Genomic DNA, 18,602 nt, shown 5'->3' with positions numbered 1-18,602 from the left:
TTTACCTCTTAAACATTGTTAAAGGTGGTTTTGGCTGTTTGGCCTGAGTATTGAATAATTGAACAGGAATTAAAAAGATTCTGATAATTATTTAAAAACTCGATCTATGAAACTAAGACTATTTAAATGTTTACCCGTAGCTGTTGCAGCACTGCTTGTTGGTGGTGTAGCCCAGGCTCAGGATTCTACAAGGGTAACAACTAGCGATGCAAATAAATTAAATACGTGGTCTATTGGTATAAATGGCGGTGCATTAGCTCCAATTTCTCCTTTGGGAGGAAAAAATGATTTCTCTAACTGGAAAAGCAACTTCGGTTACGGATTATATATTAAAAAACAATTTACGCCATATTTCTCATTGCGTTTAGATGGGGTAAGAGGTAAATTGACTGGTGATAATTCAGAACCATACAAAAGTGGTGCAGTAAACGATAGTCCTATCAGTGCTTTCGAAACTACTCTGGATTATTCAGCAAGCTTAAATGCTGTAGTGAATTTGTTTAATATTGATATGTTCAATAAAAACAATGCATTGCAGTTATATGCATCAGCTGGTGCTGGTGTTGCTGGTTACAAGGTTAAAACCTCTACCGGTAGTGCTGGTTTAACCGACTACAAAAATGGTGAAACACTTAATGAACTGGTTATTCCGGTTGGTGTTGGTGCTAAATTTAAACTGTCTGACAGGATAAACCTTGATTTGGGCTGGACTATGAACTATCTTGATAATGATGATCTTGATGGTTACTTCCGTGGAAGCAATGATAAATACTCATACGCTTATGGTGGTTTGGAATTTGCTTTGGGTAGCGGTCAGAAACAACTTGCATGGCATAATCCTGTAGCTTTAACTTATGATGAGGCTTTACAGGCTAAGCAAACTGCCAATGCTTTGAAAGGCGATCTTGAAGCTCAGAAAGCTGAGAACCAGAAATTAAGAGGCGAAATGAACGATCTGTTGAAAGATACAGATGGTGATGGTGTTGCCGATAAATTGGATAAATGTCCGGATACTCCTTCAGGAACTGTAGTTGATGGATCTGGATGTCCGTTAAAAGTACCGGCTCCGGTGGAAAAAGTTGTTATTACAGAAGCAGATCGTAAGGTTGTTGCTGATGCAATTAAAAACTTAGAATTTGATTTGGGTAAAGCTACAATCAGATCTAAATCATATGCTACATTGAATCGTGTTGCGGCACTGTTGGTTGAGAAAAACTTTAGTTTGAAATTAGCAGGTCATACTGATAATACAGGATCTGATGCGTTAAATATGAGATTATCTAAAGATAGAGCGGAATCTGTAAAAGCTTATTTAGTGTCTCAGGGAGCTAATGCTTCTCGTATTGAGGCAACTGGATATGGCGAGAGTCAGCCTATTGCAAGCAACAAAACTGCAGCAGGCCGTCAGAAAAACAGAAGGGTAGAGTTTACGCTTTACTAGTCTGAAACAGTATTAAGTTTAAAAACCCCACTCTATTGTTTTAGAGTGGGGTTTTTTATGATATAATATTTTGCAAATTATACTTGCAAACTAATTATTATTTCAATAGCTTTGTTATGCAAGCATAGTATTTAATGAAACAACAGGAGACAATAGACTATTTTTTAAAGGTAGTGTGGCAAAACATGGCCAACACCTATAACCAGATCGCATCCGGATTCGGAATAACGCAGGCAATTGGTTATGTATTAATTAATATAGACAAAGAGGGGACGGCGGTGTCCCAGCTTGCAGGTCTGCTTGGGGTCAAGGCAACGAGTTTGTCCAGGATGCTAAACAATATGGAAGAACTGGGGTTAATATACAGGGAAACTTCTGCCGGGGATAAGCGATCGGTTAAAGTTTATCTTACTGATTTTGGCCGCGAGAAAAGACAGCTGGCAAAAGGGGTTGTGATTTCATTTAATGAGTATTTAAATGAAAACCTAAACTCTCACGAGAAGAACAATTTGATATTATCCTTACAGAAATTAAATAAACTGACTTTAGCTTATAAAATACCTGAAGAAAACAGGGAAAATAAAGGCTAACCAGGTAACAGCTTGACAATCATTAAAAGCAAAAATATACTGATGGAAATGATAAACAAAAAGATAAATAAGGTAGCGGTATTGGGATCCGGAATTATGGGATCGCGTATTGCCTGTCACTTTGCAAATATAGGTGTTGAGGTCTTGTTGTTAGATATTGTGCCAAAGGAGGGGCCAAGAAATGGTATAGTTGATACAGCCTTACAAACCGCTGTAAAAACCAATCCCTCGCCAGTTTATTCCAAAAAAGTACTTAACAAAATTACTACTGGTAATTTTGATGATGATATGTCTAAAATTGCAGGTTGTGATTGGATAATAGAGGTTGTTGTAGAAAATCTGGATATTAAGAAAAAAGTATTTGAGCAGGTAGAACAGCACCGTAAACCGGGTACTTTGGTTACTTCCAATACTTCTGGAATTCCTATTCATATGATGGCCGAGGGCAGAAGTGACGATTTTAAAGCGAATTTCTGCGGCACGCATTTCTTTAATCCTCCTCGTTATTTAAGGTTACTTGAAATTATACCTACTCCACATACCAAACCTGAACTGGTAGATTTTCTGATGCATTATGGCGATAAGTTTTTAGGTAAAACGACCGTTTTATGTAAAGATACGCCTGCATTTATAGCAAACAGGGTTGGCGTGTATTCTATTATGGCCTTGCTACATCTGGTTGAAAAGATGGAGCTGACGGTAGAAGAGGTAGATAAATATACTGGTCCGGCTTTGGGCCGACCAAAATCGGCAACTTTCCGTACTACCGATGTAGTAGGGCTAGATACCATGATTAAAGTTGCCAAAGGACTTTATGATAATTGTCCGGATGATAAAGCACACGATCTTTTTAAGCTTCCGGCTTATGTAGAAAAGATGGAAGCCAATAAATGGCTTGGTGATAAAACCAACCAGGGTTTTTATAAAAAAACAAAGACTGCAGATGGCAAAACAGAGATTCTTGCCCTTGATTTAAAAACACTGGAATACAGACCGCAGGTAAAAGTTAAATCGGCTACACTGGATTTGACCAAACCGATTGAGAACGTAAGAGACAGGATGAAAGTGTTTGCTGCAGGTAAAGACAAAGCAGGCGAGCTTTTCAGAGCTTCGTTTTTTGGTTTGTTCGAATATGTTTCTGACAGGATTCCGGAGATATCTGATGAACTATACAGAATTGATGATGCCATGCGTGCCGGTTTTGGATGGGATTTAGGTCCGTTTGAGGTTTGGGACGCTGTAGGCATAGCAGAATCTATTGAGGACATGAAAAAATATGGACACGAGGCTGCGGCCTGGGTTCATGAGATGCTTGCTGCCGGTAATACATCGTTTTACAAGGTAGAGGATGGGGTTCGAAAATATTACGATATCCCTACCAAAAGCTATAAAGCAGTTCCGGGTACAGAGGCGTTCATTATTCTTGATAATTTAAGGGGCAGCAAGGTGATCTGGAAAAACTCCGGTGCATCGATTATTGATTTGGGCGATGGAATTATCAACGTAGAGTTTCATTCTAAAATGAATACCATTGGTGGCGATACTTTACAGGCCATTAATAAAGCAATTGATATGGCAGAGAAGGATTACAGAGGGGTGGTGATTGGAAATGATGGTGCAAATTTCTCGGCCGGTGCCAACGTAGGGATGATCTTTATGATGGCGGTTGAGCAGGAGTGGGACGAGTTGAATATGGCGATAAGGACGTTCCAGAATACTTCTATGCGCATCAGGTATTCTTCTATCCCGGTAGTTGTCGCGCCACATAACCTTACACTTGGTGGTGGTTGCGAGTTCAGCTTACATGCCGATCATGTGCAGCTTAATGCCGAAACCTATATGGGTTTGGTTGAGTTTGGTGTAGGAGTTATACCCGGTGGGGGCGGTACCAAAGAATTTGCTTTAAGGGCATCTGATGAATATAATGATGATCAGATTGTTCAGAATGTGCTTAAGGATAGGTTTTTAACTATCGGTATGGCTAAGGTTTCTACCTCGGCTGTTGAGGCTTTTGAGCTGGGTTACTTGCAAAAAGGTAAATATTCTATTTCTATGAACAGGAGCAGGCTAATTGCTGATGCTAAGGCTAAGGCAATTGAACTTGCCGATGCGGGTTACACACAGCCAGTTAGACGAAAAGATATTAAGGTATTGGGTAAACAGGGTTTAGGTATTGTTTACGCAGGTGCTAATACCATGTATTCGGGCCATTACATCTCCGAGCATGATAAAAAGATCTCTGAAAAATTAGGTTGGGTGATGTGTGGAGGTGATCTTTCATCGCCAACAGAAGTAACCGAACAGTATTTACTGGATTTGGAAAGGGAAGTGTTTTTATCGCTTTGCGGTGAAAGGAAAACGCTTGAACGTATCCAAAGTATTGTAACTAAAGGCAAGCCATTAAGAAATTAATTTTTTGATTAAAAAAGATAAGACATGCAAGAAGCATATATTATAGCAGGATATCGTACCGCAGTAGGCAAAGCCCCTCGTGGTGTATTTCGTTTTACGAGGGCAGATGATCTGGCAGCTGAAGTAATCAGACATTTGGTGGCATCCATACCCAATCTGGATAATGAGCAAATTGATGATGTGATTGTAGGTAATGCTACRCCTGAAGCAGAACAGGGACTAAATATTGGTCGTATGATATCGCTGATGGGTTTAGATACGGATAAAGTACCGGGTGTTACCATTAACAGATATTGTGCTTCAGGCCTGGAAACTATTGCCACGGCGGTTGCTAAAATTAAAAGCGGTATGGCCGATTGCATTATTGCCGGTGGGGTTGAAGTGATGTCGGGTATGCCTTTTGGTGGTTGGAAAGTTGTTCCGAATGCCGAGGTTGCCAGGGTTAATCCGGATTGGTATTGGGGGATGGGCTTAACAGCTGAGGCGGTTGCGCGTGAGTATAATGTGAGCAGGGAAGATCAGGATGAATTTTCTTATCAGTCGCATCAGAAGGCTGTTGAAGCGATTAAAAATGGTCATCTGAAAGATGGGCTTTTACCAATTACGGTAAATGAAAACTATCTGGATGCTGATATGAAAAAGAAAACCAGAAGTTATGTGGTGGATACTGATGAAGGGCCAAGGGCCGATACTTCGATAGAGAAGCTGGCTAAATTAAAACCTGTATTTGCAGCTGATGGTTGTATTACTGCCGGTAATTCTTCGCAAACATCAGATGGTGCTGCGTTTGTTTTGGTGGTTTCTGAAAAGAAAATGAAAGAGCTGGGTGTTGAGCCTATTGCACGTTTGGTTAGCTATGGTATAGCTGGTGTTCCGCCGCGTATCATGGGAATTGGGCCTATCTATGCCATCCCTAAAGCTTTGAAACAAGCGGGTATGACGCTTGATCAGGTTGAATTGATTGAATTGAATGAGGCCTTTGCTTCTCAGTCGCTTGCGGTTGTTAGAGAATTGGGTATCAATAAAGATATTTTAAACGTTAACGGAGGTGCTATTGCACTTGGTCACCCACTAGGGTGTACTGGTGCCAAGCTATCTGTGCAGTTGTTTAATGAATTAAAAAGAAGAAAACAAAAATACGGTATGGTAACTATGTGTGTGGGTAGCGGACAAGGTGCGGCCGGTATTTTTGAAATGCTTTAATCTTATAGGTATTATGGAAACTACAGACAAAAAGACTATTAAGGGCGGAGAGTTTTTGATAACAGAAACCGCTTATCAGGATGTATTTATTCCTGAAGAATTTGATGAAGAGCAAAAAATGATTGCGCAGACTTGTCGTGATTTCCTTGCTGCAGAGGTATATCCAAATCTTGATCGTATTGATACGCAGGAGGAAGGATTAATGCCTTCGCTAATGGATAAAGCAGGAGAGCTGGGGATTCTGGGTGTATCTATACCTGAAGAATACGGCGGTTTTGGGAAGAATTTTAATACTTCGATGCTGGTAGCTGATGTTATTGGTGCCGGTCACTCTTTTGCTGTTGCGCTTTCTGCACATACCGGAATTGGTACTCTGCCTATTCTGTATTATGGAAATGCTGCTCAAAAAGATAAATATATTCCTAAGCTGGCAACTGGCGAATGKAAAGCAGCTTACTGCTTAACTGAACCAAATTCTGGTTCTGACGCCAACTCTGGTAAAACAAAAGCCAAACTAAGTGCTGACGGTAAACATTATTTGATCAATGGTCAGAAAATGTGGATCACTAATGGTGGTTTCGCTAATGTGTTTATTGTGTTTGCCAAGATTGATGACGATAAAAACCTAACCGCATTTATTGTTGAGCGTGAGTTTGGTGGCATTACCATGAACCCTGAAGAGCATAAAATGGGTATTAAAGGTTCTTCGACCAGACAGGTGTTTTTTAACGACTGCCCTGTACCTGTTGAAAACATGTTATCTGAGCGCGAAAACGGGTTTAAAATTGCTGTAAATATCTTAAACATTGGAAGGATTAAACTGGCAGCTGCGGCTATTGGTGCCTCTAAATCTGTAATAGATACGGCTATTAATTATTCGAATGAGCGTATTCAGTTTGAAAGACCTATCTCTAAATATGGAGCTATTCGTCATAAACTGGCCGAGATGGCTTCTAAAGTTTATGCTGTGGAGTCGGCTAATTACCGTGCAGGTCAGAATATCGATGATGCATATGATACCCTGGTTGCGGGTGGCATGGATGCCGGTAAGGCGAAATTAAAATCTACAGAACAGTTTGCAGTTGAGTGCGCCATTTTGAAGGTATGGGGATCTGAAGCGTTGGATTATGTTGTTGATGAAGGTGTGCAGATTTATGGCGGTATGGGATTCTCGGCCGAGGCACCTATGGACAGGGCTTATCGGGATGCGCGGATTAACAGGATATTTGAGGGCACTAACGAGATAAACAGATTGCTTACTGTTGATATGATGCTGAAACGTGCAATGAAGGGCGAACTGGATTTGATGACTCCGGCAACTGCTGTTGCAGGTGAATTAATGTCCATCCCTGATTTTGGTGAAGAGGATGATACTTTGTTTGCTGCAGAAAAGAAAATCATTAAAAACCTTAAAAAGGCTACTTTAATGGTTGCTGGTGCTGCGGTTCAGAAGTTGATGATGAGCTTGTCTAAAGAGCAAGAGATTCTGATGAATATTGCTGATATGGCCAGCTATGTGTATGTAGCTGAATCGGCAATGTTGAGAACGGAGAAACTGGTAAGTATCAGAGGTGAAAAGCAATGTGAGGGGCAGTTGAATTTAATGCGCATCTACTTTGTGGAAGCGGTTGATGCGGTTCAAAAGGCTGGTAAAGAAGCGCTATGGGCGTTTGCCGAAGGCGATGAACTGAGGATGATGATGGTTGGCTTGCGCAGATTTACTAAAGCAGAGCCGTTTAATGTTAAAAATGTTCGCCAAAGTGTGGCACAGCAGCTAATAGCTGCAAATAGGTACTGTTACTAACTTATTTTATACTAGGAGTAACATTTCATAAATAAACTGGGCGCCCCTAAAATATTAGGGGCGTTTTTTATGTCAATTGTTAAAATTGGTTAAAAATTGTTCTATCGCCAATAAAAGACTATTTTTGTGCATTATGTTAAGAAATAGGCTTTTATTAGGGATAGCTATCATTGTTGGTGTTTTAGCCGCGTGTACAAAACCTGAAGTCTATGATGAAAAAGCTCAGTTTGAGATTGATGAAACGATAATTAAGGACTGGGCAGTGGCAAATAAGGTTACTTTAACAAAAGATACGAGCGGGCTTTATTACAGAATTGATTCTGCTGGTACAGGAGCCGACGATCGTGCCCCGACTGATACTTTAACTGTAGAGTATGAAGGCCGCTTAATGACCGATTCAGTTTTTAGTCGGGCTACCGCTGATAATCCGTTTAAGTTTATTCGGGAAAGTGTAATGCCGGGCTGGAGAATAGGTTTGTCTTTAATTAAGCCAGGTGGACGGATAGAGTTACTGGTGCCTTCAAAACTGGCATATAAGAATTACCCTACTCCCGGAGTACCGGCAAATTCTGTATTATATTTTATTATTGATTATAAAAAAGTTGCTAAAAAAGTAGATAAACAAAAATAGTATGTTAAAAAAAATTACCTCATATACCTTTCTTCTAGTGGGTTTGATTCTTCTAAATTCTTGTAAAAAGGAATATGAGTCCATTCAAAGTATAGATGATACTAAAATAAAAGATTACATCTCGAGCAATAATATCACCGATGCAATAGAAGATCCTGATAAAACAGGATTTTATTATCAGATTAAGACACAAGGAACCGGAGAGCTTTTTAAGACTACCGATTCTGTTTTGTATTCTGTATCTGTAAAATCGTTATTGAACGGTACTAATTATCACACTACACCCGCTATCTCTAACTTAGGAACATATGTAGGGTATGCCAGTTCTTTTTCTTATTCTGGCGGTACTAGTGTTGGATCTGTGGGCATCCAGCTTCCAAGTTTAAGAAAAGTATTGCAGACCCTTAAGCCGGGTGGTGTTGCTAGAATTTTATTGCCTTCATACCTGGCCTTTGGTAAAAACGGAACAACTGTTTTAAATATTCCATCAAATGAAAATATTGAATTCACTGTTACTACTTACCCTGAAAAGTCTCAAAGGTTATTGGATGATAGAAGAATCAGAGAGTTCATACAATCAAAAGGTTTAACCGCTACAAAAGACCCATCTACCGGAGTTTACTATTCAGTTATACAGGCCGGTACAGGTACCGAAGTTATTGATCTTAATACTACTTTGAAAGCCAAGTATACAGGTCGCACATTTGATGGAACCTCATTTGATTCTAATACTGATGGAACATTTTCAACCACACTACTGCAAGTTATTTCTGGTTGGGAAGTGTTGACGAAATTTACAAAGGGCGCAAAAGTTAGGATTTTCATTCCATCTTCAGAGGCTTATGGAACTGCCGGTAGCTCAACTGGAACTATCCCTCCTAATGCCTGTTTAGATTTTGATATTGAAATTGTTGATGTTACCAACTAATTTGGTGTCTATTCATTTAGTGCATCCTTAAAAACTTTTAACACTCTTTCTCTTGCAAAAGCATGTTCAACAATAGGTTGTACATGCTTTTGTTGTTTATATTCAGGTAGCCAATGGTTGATATAAGCCTGATCCGGATCAAATTTTTTGGCCTGAAGTTCCGGATTAAATACCCGGAAGTATGGTGCGGCATCGTTTCCACATCCGCACGACCATTGCCATCCTCCAATATTGCTGGCCATTTCGTAATCCAATAATTTCTCTGCAAAATAGGCTTCGCCCCAGCGCCAGTCTATTAATAGATGCTTAGTTAAAAAAGAGGCTACTACCATGCGTACCCGGTTGTGCATATAGCCGGTTTGATTGAGTTGTCTCATTCCTGCATCTACCAGTGGGTAACCGGTTTTACCCTCACACCAGGCTTCGAAATCTGATTCATTGTTTAGCCATTGGATATTGTCGTAAGCAGGTTTAAAGGACTGATGCACGATTCTGGGGAAGTGCCAGAGGATCATCATGTAAAAATCTCTCCAGGCAAGTTCGGATAGCCACTTGTTTGCTTTTTGTTTTAATGCTTGTTGTGCAGCCTCGCGGATACTTATTGTGCCGAAGCGAAGATGCATGCCGATATGTGTAGTGGCATCAACAGCTGGGAAATCTCTCTTGTCTTCATAATCGGTAAGTTTGCTGCCGAAACGTTTTGAGGGGAACTTTTGGCTCGACTCTTTGAATCCGATTTCTGCTAAAGTAGGTAATGGAAGAGAGGCTATTTTAAGAAGATTGTTGAAGTAGTTGTTTATGGGATATGACTTAATGTAAAATTCATTAAGCTTTGCCCGCCATTGGTTGAAATAGGGAGTGAAAACGGTGTAAGGCTTTCCGTCGGCCTTTAAAATCTCGTTCTTTTCAAAGATGACCTGGTCTTTGAATGTTTTAAACTCAATTTGTTCAGATGCAAGATATTCTGCCAGTGCATCATCTCTTTCAATTGCATTGGGTTCGTAATCATGGTTGGTATAAACAGCTTTTACATTGTAGTTTTTTAAAATTTGAATCCATACCTCTTCAGGCGTGCCATATTCAACTGCTATGGTAGATCCCTGTGTTGCAAGTTCGGAATGAATTTCCTGTAAGGTGTGATGTATAAAGGTTACTCTTGGATCTTCCCGGTTTGAAAGTTTTTTGAGAATCTTTGTGTCAAAAATAAAAAGAGGCAGGACGGGGTATGGCCCTCTTAACGCCTCGTAAAGTGCTGCATTGTCGTCTAACCTTAAATCTCTTCTGAACCAGCAAACGCTTATTTCTTCTTTCACTACTTGTAAATATCGGTTAATGCATCTTCCAGGTGGGTATATTTAAATATAAAACCTGCATCCAGAAGTTTTTGTGCAGATGTATTTGTGCTTATGAGCGGGAGGATACTCATTTTTCCGAGAATCATTTCCAGTACTTTTTCCGGTACATGTATTGGCCATACCGGACGTTTTATTGTTTTTGCTATCGCTTTTGTTAAAGTTTCGTTGGTAACCGGAAAAGGCGCACAAGCGTTGTAAGCACCCTGGTATGATGGATTCTCTGCTGCCGTAAGAAACATATTTACAATATCATCAATGTGTACCCATGGGGTCCATTGCTTCCCGCTACCTAAGGGGGCGCCAACAAAATAGCGGATGGGCCTTTCTAATGCTGCCAGACCGCCTTCTGATTTACCAAGAACAAAACCAATTCTGAATTTAACTATTCGCAGATCTGGTGAGGCGCCTTCATCAACTGCCTCTTCCCATAATTTACAACACCTGGAAAGAAAGCCTGTGCTGCTTCCAGATTCTTCAGTTAATATTTCATCTCCACGGTTTCCGTAATAACCGATGGCCGAGGCTGAAATAAAGGTTTTTACAGGGGCCTGTGTTTCTTTAATGGTTTTATAAAGCAATTGGGCAGACATTACCCTGCTATCTATAATTTGTTGTTTACGTTCTTTTGTCCATTTCTTTTCTGCAATGTTTTCGCCTGCCAAATGAATAATGGTATCTATGCCTTGCAGGCAGTTTGGATCTATGGTCTGTTTGTAAACATCCCATAAATAAACAGTTGCGTTTTTTATGCTGGTGGCTTTCCTTGTTAGCACAGAAACTCTATGCCCGGATTCATGTAGCGCATTTATTAGTTTTTTGCCTAGCATACCGGTAGCTCCTGTAATCAAGATTTGGTTCTTCATACTTCAATAACCTATTGTTTTAACTTTAAGTTTTGCGAAAAGCGCTTTTTATGCCTTTGATTTGTTTCGCTAGTGTAAATATTGGGGTTGTGATTCTTATTCGGATAAAAAATCGTATATTTTTGTAAATAGTACACAAAACTCAGTTGCAAGTTAATGAAGTCTAAGAAAATATTGGTGTGGTTCAGGAATGACCTTCGCTTACATGATAATGAAATGTTAGTTGAAGCAATTGCTAAATCGGACTGTATTTTACCTATTTATTTTTTTGATCCCCGACATTTTGAGAGTACTTCGTTCGAAACAGAAAAAACAGGAGCACGCAGAGCGCAGTTTTTGTTAGAAAGTGTTTCATCATTAAGAACAGCATTTCAAAAATTAGGTGGGGACATATTGCTGATACAGGGTAAACCTGAAGAGCATATACCGGCTATTGTTGAGCAGTTAGAAATTTCTGAGGTTTATCATCACCGAGAAGTTGGTCCGGAAGAAACTATAATATCTACTTATGTAGAGGATGCCTTGTGGAAACAAAGGATTAATCTTAAACATTTTATTGGGCATACACTTTATAATAAGGAAGATTTGCCTTTTCCAATTAAAGATATTCCAGATGTATTTACTCAGTTTAAAAAGAAAACAGAGCGTGATGCGATTGTGAAATCCTGTCATGAATCTCCTTTAGAGATTGATTTTGTTGAAAATGAAAATTGGGGTGCGCTGCCGTCGTTATTGGAGTTAGGATTTGCTGAGGCTGGGTTTGTGAACTTTGATGATGAGGCTAAAGGGGGGGAATTAGATGGACTGGAACATCTAACAAAGTTACTTGAACCCGGATCAGATATTTATATCAAATATAGCTCAAAAGTTGCGGCGGATAAACAGGGGTTTTCTTCTAGGATTTCGGGATGGCTCTCGTTCGGTTGTCTTTCGCCAAGAAAGGTTTATTGGATGGTTAAAGAGGCCGAGGCGAGCTTTGGTGCCAATCCTAATTTTAATCAGATCTTATTGGGCTTGCTTTGGCGCGATTACTTTAGATTTATGTTTAAAAAACATGGGATTAAGTTTTTCCAGGAGCCAGATTTTGAAGAACTGATTTTATCGCCTGTTGAGGTTGATGAGACTTTGGTGAAAAAATGGAAAGATGGGGAGACGGGGCATTTGCTTGTTGATAAATACATGAAAGAGCTAAATGACTCTGGATTTATTCCTCATGCAGGCCGCTTAGTTGTTGCTACTTTTCTGATTCATGTTTTAAAAATTCATTGGACAATTGGGGCTGCATATTTTGAAGAAAAGCTAGTGGATTATGCTCCTGCGAGTAACTGGGGTAATTGGGCAAATGTTGCAGGCGCTGGTCTTGACCTTAAATCAAAGAACACATTTGACCTTGATAAACAAATGAAAATTCTGGATGTAGTATCTCCTGATGCTGCCTCTCTTGTCTGATATTCTTGTTTAATAAATGCTGCTTTTGGACAGTTAATAAAAAAAATGTTAAACAAAAATTGTTTTTTAAACAAACTTGTTTAACATTTGTTGTTCAATATAGTGTGAAAAAATTCTCAATTAGTGATATAGAAGGCCTTATAGGCATAAAGGCGCACACCATCAGGGCGTGGGAAATCCGGTACAATCTTGTACCGCCTAAGCGGACATTAACCAACATCAGGTATTACGACGAGGAGGATTTGAAGTCCCTTTTAAATATTGTTGCGCTTAATGAGAATGGCTACAAGATTAGCAAAATAGCTAAAATGAGTAAGAAGCAGATTTCTAATCTGGTTACTCAGCTTAAGGCAGATTGGAACAATGATTCGGTTCAGATGCTTAGTCTTTCTAACGCGACTATCGATTAYGATGAAGAAGTTTTTTCTAATACTTTAGCAGGCTGCATTGATGAAATGGGATTGATTAAAACCATGGATCTTGTGCTGTTCCCTTTTATGAAGAAGGTTGGGATGCTTTGGCAAACGGGCGCAATCGATCCTTCTCATGAGCATTTTGCTTCTAACCTGATAAGGGATCGTATAATTGTTGAGATTGATAAAGTTGAAAAACCACATAGAGAAGAGCCGAAACGATTTCTGCTTTTTTTGCCTGAGGCAGAGATGCATGAAGCAGGTTTGTTATTTGCCCGATATTTATTGAAAAGCTGTGGGCAGGAAACTCTTTATCTTGGTTCGGAGATACCATATTCTGATCTGAAAAAAATTGTTGCAGCGTATAAACCAGATTATTCGTTTATTGTGCTAACCTCCTTAAATTTAGGCAAGGATATTAATAAAGTTGTAGGAAAGGTGATGGATAATTTGAACGTGCCGTTGTTAGTGGCAGGGAGTTTGATATCAGAATTTGATATTCTTGTGAAGGATCAACTGACACCATTGAAAAATGTTTGTGATATGGTTGAATTTCTTGAAGATTTATAAGGGAATTTACCTGTTTATTAAGGTAAAAAAACCTAATTTTGCAACACTTATAGCAATTCACACATAATGGATAATTTATCTTATCTCAACGGCGCAAATGCCGAATACATAGAATCCGTATATCAGTCTTATAAACAAGATCCTAATTCTGTTGAGTTTGGTTGGCAAAAGTTTTTTGAAGGCTTTGATTTTGGAAGAGGGTCTTCCGGAACATCGGTTAGTTCAGAGACTCCTGAGCATTTTTTAAAGGAAATTAATGTTCTTAATTTAATCAATGGCTATCGTCAGCGTGGCCACTTATTTACCCAAACCAATCCGGTAAGAGAAAGACGTCATCATTTGCCTACTTTGGACATGGAAAACTTTGGATTAACAAAGGCAGACCTGGACACTGTATTTAACTCTGGAATTGAGATTGGTATTGGAGCAGCTAAGCTTAGTGATATAATTGCTTTTTTAAAACAAACTTATTGTCGCTCTATTGGTGCAGAATATAAGTATGTACGTACGCCTGAAATCCTTTCATGGATTGAAGAGAAAATGGAAAGCGCACGTAATACTCCAAACTTCTCTATTGATGAGAAAAGAAGGATATTAAAGAAATTGAATGAAGCGGTTAGCTTTGAGAATTTCCTTGGAACTAAGTTTCTTGGTCAGAAGCGTTTTTCTCTTGAAGGTGCTGAAGCTTTAATTCCTGCCCTGGATTCGGTAATTGAAAAAGGAGCGGAACTTGGAATTGAAGAGTTTGTAATTGGTATGGCACACAGAGGACGTTTAAACGTTCTTGCCAATATCATGCAGAAAACCTATAAGGACATCTTTGCTGAATTTGAAGGCAAGGGTTATAGTGCGGAATCTCCTTTTGGAGGTGACGTGAAATACCATCTGGGTTACTCAACTGATGTTACTACGAATAATGGTAACAGTGTGCATTTGAGTTTATGCCCTAACCCTTCTCACCTGGAAACAGTGAATGGGGTAGTAGAGGGTATGACCAGATCTAAAATTGATTTTAAATATGGTGGCGACAATGCACGCATTGCTCCAATTTTGATACATGGTGATGCTTCTGTTGCAGGACAGGGTATTGTTTATGAAGTAATTCAGATGGCTGGTCTGGATGGTTATAAAACCGGTGGAACAATTCACTTGATTATAAACAACCAGATTGGTTTTACTACCAATTATAAAGATGGCCGTACCAGTACTTATTGTACTGATATTGCTAAAGTAACATTGTCGCCAGTATTCCATGTGAATGGTGACGATCCTGAGGCTTTAGTTTATGCTATTAATTTGGCAATGGAATATCGTCAGAAATATAAAAATGATGTGTTCATTGATATTTTATGTTACCGCAGATTTGGCCATAACGAGGCCGATGAGCCTAAGTTTACTCAACCGCTTCTATACAAAAGCATAGAGAAGCATGCTAATCCACGCGATATTTATATTCAGCAGCTGATTGGTGAGGGTAAGCTTGAAGCAAGTTTAGCCAAGGAAATGGAAAAAGAGTTCCGTGGTATATTACAGGAACGTTTGAATGAAGCTAAAGAAATAACTTCTACTTATCATGAGGTGAAATTTGGCGGTGCATGGTCAGACATGCGTTTAGCTACACCTAAAGATTTTGAAACTTCTCCAAATACTTCTGTTAAAAAATCAACGCTGCTTGAGGTAGCTAAAAGAATAAGTACGCTTCCATCAAATAAAAAGTTCTTTAAGAAAATAGAGAAGCTTTTTGAAGAACGTAGTAAAATGGCAAATACTACTCATGTGTTCGATTGGGCAATGGGTGAGCAATTGGCATATGGTACTATCCTTGCTGAGGGAAAAAGAGTACGTTTAAGCGGACAGGATGTAGAGCGTGGAACATTCTCTCACAGACATGCGGTTATAACTCTTGAAGATTCTGAGGAAGAATATATCCCATTGGCAAACATTTCTGACCAACAAGCTCCATTTGATATTTACAATTCGCATTTATCTGAGTACGGTGTACTAGGTTTTGAATATGGTTATGCAATGGCTAATCCTAATGCGCTTACCATTTGGGAAGCTCAGTTTGGTGATTTCTTTAACGGAGCGCAGATAGTGGTAGATCAGTATATTGCAAGTGCTGAAACGAAATGGCAACGTGAGAACGGTTTGGTAATGTTATTGCCTCATGGTTATGAAGGACAAGGTCCGGAACACTCATCAGCAAGGATTGAGCGTTTTATGGAACTTTGTGCTGATTACAACATGCAGATAACCAACTGTACTACTCCGGCTAACTTTTTCCACGCATTACGCAGACAGTTTAAACGTGATTTCAGAAAACCTTTGGTAGTGTTTACGCCTAAGAGTTTATTGCGTCACCCTCAGTGTGTTTCGAAACTTACTGAGTTTACTGATGGTAAATTCCAGGAGGTTATTAATGATGAAAATGTTAAAGCAGCTGATGTTAGAAGAGTATTGTTCTGTTCTGGTAAGATCTATTATGAGTTGTTAGAAAAACAACAGAAAGATCAGATCAAGGATGTTGCTATTGTTCGTGTTGAGCAGCTTTATCCAACTCCATTGGAGCAAATGGAAACTGTATATGGGAAATACAAAAATGCTAAAGAAGCAGTTTGGGTACAGGAGGAACCTGAGAATATGGGCGCATGGCCATATTTGTTGCGTAAATTAAGAAGAACTATCTTTAGTGATATTGAACTGATTTCAAGAAAAGAAAGCAGTAGTACTGCCACAGGATTTGCAAGACAACACGCAGATCAGCAGGCTTATATTTTAGCTAAAGCTTTTGAAGCTCCTGTTACTGAAACAGAGAAAAAGATTGCTAAAAAATCAGTGAATAAAGTTTATAATGTAGATTAGAAAAAATAATACATCAGTTATGAGTATAGAAATAAAAGTTCCGCCAGTAGGCGAGTCGATAACCGAAGTTGTTTTATCACGTTGGGTAAAAAACGATGGGGATGTAGTTGAGATGGACGAAGTAATTGCTGAATTGGAATCTGATAAGGCAACGTTTGAATTAACTGCAGAACAAGCCGGAACTTTAAAAACAGTAGCTACCGAAGGCGATACACTTGCCATTGGTGCTGTAGTTTGCAAAATTGAAGATGGTGGCGCTGCACCTAAAGCTAAAGAAGAACCTGCTAAGGAAGAAAAACCTGCTGCAGCTGCAGATAAGGCTGCTGCCCCGGTTGCCGAAAAAAGTGGTGAGAATTATGCTACAGGAACTCCTTCTCCTGCTGCCGGAAAAATCCTTGCTGAAAAAGGCGTTGATCCTGCTTCTGTAAAAGGAACAGGTGTTGATGGAAGAATTACTAAGGAAGATGCTGTTGCTGCAGAGAAATCTCAACCAAAAGCTGCGGCTCCTGCTGCTAAAGCTACTCCTGCGGTTACTGCTGTTGCAGGTTCTAGAAATGAGCGCAGAGAGAAAATGTCGCCATTGCGTAAAACGGTTGCTAAGAGATTGGTAACGGTTAAAAACGAGACTGCAATGTTAACTACGTTTAACGAAGTTAATATGAAGCCGATAATGGATTTGAGAGGCAAGTATAAAGATCAGTTTAAAGAGAAATTTGGTGTAGGCTTAGGCTTTATGAGTTTCTTTACTAAAGCTGTTTGTGAGGCATTAAAAGATTTCCCTGCCGTAAATGCTAAAATTGATGGTGAGGAAATAGTTTATAATGATTTTGCTGATATCTCTATCGCTGTATCTGCTCCTAAAGGATTGGTTGTTCCGATCATTAGAAATGCAGAAAGCATGAGCCTTGCTCAGATCGAGAAAACTGTTATTGAGCTTGCTACTAAAGCACGCGATAGCAAATTGACTATTGAGGAAATGACTGGTGGTACATTCACTATAACTAACGGTGGTGTGTTTGGATCTATGATGTCTACTCCAATTATTAATGCTCCTCAGTCTGCAATTTTAGGTATGCACAATATCATTGAGCGCCCGATTGCTGAAAAAGGAGAGGTTGTAATTCGTCCGATGATGTATGTGGCTTTATCTTACGACCACAGAATTATTGATGGAAGAGAGTCGGTAGGCTTCCTTGTAAGGGTTAAACAATTGTTAGAAGACCCAGCCAGATTATTGTTAGGCGTTTAATAGCTTAAACTATATAGAAAAACCCCAATGTTTTTAAGCATTGGGGTTTTTTATTTATTTGTGTGTGTTTATATTTTTCTTACGCCACCAGATCCTGATACAGTTTTTTGAACTGTAGGATTGCCTGAGTAGCTTATATTTCCTGACCCGCTTATCGCTGCATCAATGCTTTTTTGTGCATTAATATAAATATTTCCAGAGCCGCTTACATGTGCTGAAATGGTTTCTACTGAGAAATCCTTTCCAGAGAATGTACCTGATCCACTAATGGCAACTTCTGAACTCTTGGCTTTTCCACTAATTGACAACCCACCAGAACCGCTGATTGCGCCTTCGAAATTATTTACACTTGCTGATGCTTTGATATTGCCAGAACCGCTTACGGCAACACTCAATGAAGAAGAATTGATCATTCCTTCAACATCTATACTTCCGGAGCCGCCCAATCCTAATGACGTGATCTTTTTTGCGGTAATATAGGCTGTGATTTTTGCGTTTTTGAATTTTTTAAACCAATCGTTCCATTTTGTTTTTGGTTTAATGGTGAGCACGCCATTTTTTACCTCGGTAATAAGGTTATCTATGGCCTCTTGATCTCCTTCTAATCTAAGACTTTCTGTATTGCCGAGCTTAACTTTTGCATTAATAGAACCACCAATCTCGATACCTGTAAAATTGCTTACTTGTCTCTGTTGATTTGAGTAATATGTGGATTTGCTGCTTAGATTGGAAGCTTGGCTTGCTGTTCCCAATGCCAGGAATGCAAGGATTAATATTGAACTTATTTTTTTCATTTTGTTTAGGTTTTTCTATATGACGCACAGAACTTCAA

Annotated in this window: 14 protein-coding genes; 11 read left to right on the top strand and 3 right to left on the bottom strand. The window is 39.3% G+C overall.

What is annotated here, in order from left to right; genetic code table 11:
* Nucleotides 1-106: 106 nt before the first annotated feature.
* From AC1DDK_RS24330 to AC1DDK_RS24300, 7 genes are all read left to right on the top strand, one after another.
* Nucleotides 107-1,441: a DUF6089 family protein gene (locus AC1DDK_RS24330; RefSeq protein WP_172660456.1), complete on the top strand. Its 1,335-nt coding sequence runs from the start codon at nucleotides 107-109 to the stop codon at nucleotides 1,439-1,441.
* Nucleotides 1,442-1,575: 134 nt separating this feature from the next.
* Nucleotides 1,576-2,031 (top strand): MarR family winged helix-turn-helix transcriptional regulator, encoded by a 456-nt coding sequence (locus tag AC1DDK_RS24325; RefSeq protein ID WP_172660457.1) that lies wholly within the window; start codon nucleotides 1,576-1,578, stop codon nucleotides 2,029-2,031.
* Between the two features lie 48 nt (nucleotides 2,032-2,079).
* On the top strand, nucleotides 2,080-4,443 hold the full coding sequence (locus AC1DDK_RS24320) for a 3-hydroxyacyl-CoA dehydrogenase/enoyl-CoA hydratase family protein (RefSeq protein ID WP_337718261.1): 2,364 nt from the start codon (nucleotides 2,080-2,082) through the stop codon (nucleotides 4,441-4,443).
* Nucleotides 4,444-4,467: 24 nt separating this feature from the next.
* Entirely contained in the window at nucleotides 4,468-5,646 is a 1,179-nt protein-coding gene (locus AC1DDK_RS24315) for an acetyl-CoA C-acyltransferase (RefSeq protein ID WP_172660458.1), read from the top strand.
* Between the two features lie 13 nt (nucleotides 5,647-5,659).
* A complete protein-coding gene (locus AC1DDK_RS24310) occupies nucleotides 5,660-7,450 on the top strand; it encodes an acyl-CoA dehydrogenase family protein (RefSeq protein WP_477634124.1) in 1,791 nt (596 codons plus the stop codon).
* A gap of 133 nt (nucleotides 7,451-7,583) precedes the next feature.
* Nucleotides 7,584-8,081, top strand: coding sequence for an FKBP-type peptidyl-prolyl cis-trans isomerase (locus tag AC1DDK_RS24305; protein WP_172660460.1), 498 nt, complete (start codon nucleotides 7,584-7,586; stop codon nucleotides 8,079-8,081).
* A gap of 1 nt (nucleotide 8,082) precedes the next feature.
* Nucleotides 8,083-9,009: an FKBP-type peptidyl-prolyl cis-trans isomerase gene (locus tag AC1DDK_RS24300; RefSeq protein WP_172660461.1), complete on the top strand. Its 927-nt coding sequence runs from the start codon at nucleotides 8,083-8,085 to the stop codon at nucleotides 9,007-9,009.
* Between the two features lie 8 nt (nucleotides 9,010-9,017).
* Here the strand turns inward: AC1DDK_RS24300 and AC1DDK_RS24295 are convergent, their stop codons facing one another.
* Entirely contained in the window at nucleotides 9,018-10,322 is a 1,305-nt protein-coding gene (locus AC1DDK_RS24295) for a cryptochrome/photolyase family protein (RefSeq protein ID WP_337718250.1), read from the bottom strand.
* Nucleotides 10,322-11,227 (bottom strand): TIGR01777 family oxidoreductase, encoded by a 906-nt coding sequence (locus tag AC1DDK_RS24290; RefSeq protein WP_172660463.1) that lies wholly within the window; start codon nucleotides 11,225-11,227, stop codon nucleotides 10,322-10,324. Before AC1DDK_RS24290 ends, AC1DDK_RS24295 begins: the two co-directional genes overlap by 1 nt.
* A gap of 156 nt (nucleotides 11,228-11,383) precedes the next feature.
* On the opposite strand from AC1DDK_RS24290, the gene AC1DDK_RS24285 reads away from it, so the two are divergent.
* The 4 genes from AC1DDK_RS24285 (at nucleotide 11,384) to odhB (ending at nucleotide 17,770) form a co-directional block, all read left to right on the top strand.
* The gene (locus tag AC1DDK_RS24285) at nucleotides 11,384-12,676 is read left to right on the top strand and encodes a DASH family cryptochrome (RefSeq protein ID WP_172660464.1); all 1,293 of its coding nucleotides are present in this window, start codon (nucleotides 11,384-11,386) and stop codon (nucleotides 12,674-12,676) included.
* A 104-nt stretch (nucleotides 12,677-12,780) separates the two neighbouring features.
* The gene (locus AC1DDK_RS24280) at nucleotides 12,781-13,659 is read left to right on the top strand and encodes a MerR family transcriptional regulator (RefSeq protein WP_288883719.1); all 879 of its coding nucleotides are present in this window, start codon (nucleotides 12,781-12,783) and stop codon (nucleotides 13,657-13,659) included.
* A 66-nt stretch (nucleotides 13,660-13,725) separates the two neighbouring features.
* Nucleotides 13,726-16,521: a 2-oxoglutarate dehydrogenase E1 component gene (locus tag AC1DDK_RS24275; RefSeq protein ID WP_172660466.1), complete on the top strand. Its 2,796-nt coding sequence runs from the start codon at nucleotides 13,726-13,728 to the stop codon at nucleotides 16,519-16,521.
* A 19-nt stretch (nucleotides 16,522-16,540) separates the two neighbouring features.
* Nucleotides 16,541-17,770 carry a 2-oxoglutarate dehydrogenase complex dihydrolipoyllysine-residue succinyltransferase gene (odhB, locus tag AC1DDK_RS24270; protein WP_288883718.1) on the top strand — a complete coding sequence of 410 codons (1,230 nt, stop codon included), beginning with the start codon at nucleotides 16,541-16,543 and terminating at the stop codon, nucleotides 17,768-17,770.
* A gap of 68 nt (nucleotides 17,771-17,838) precedes the next feature.
* Here the strand turns inward: odhB and AC1DDK_RS24265 are convergent, their stop codons facing one another.
* On the bottom strand, nucleotides 17,839-18,564 hold the full coding sequence (locus AC1DDK_RS24265; protein ID WP_288883716.1) for a head GIN domain-containing protein: 726 nt from the start codon (nucleotides 18,562-18,564) through the stop codon (nucleotides 17,839-17,841).
* Nucleotides 18,565-18,602 lie beyond the last annotated feature (38 nt).

The sequence above is a fragment of the Pedobacter sp. 05T44 genome (genome assembly GCF_056395985.1).
Note: the sequence above shows the minus strand (reverse complement) of the source record. Positions and strands in the feature narration are given on the sequence as shown.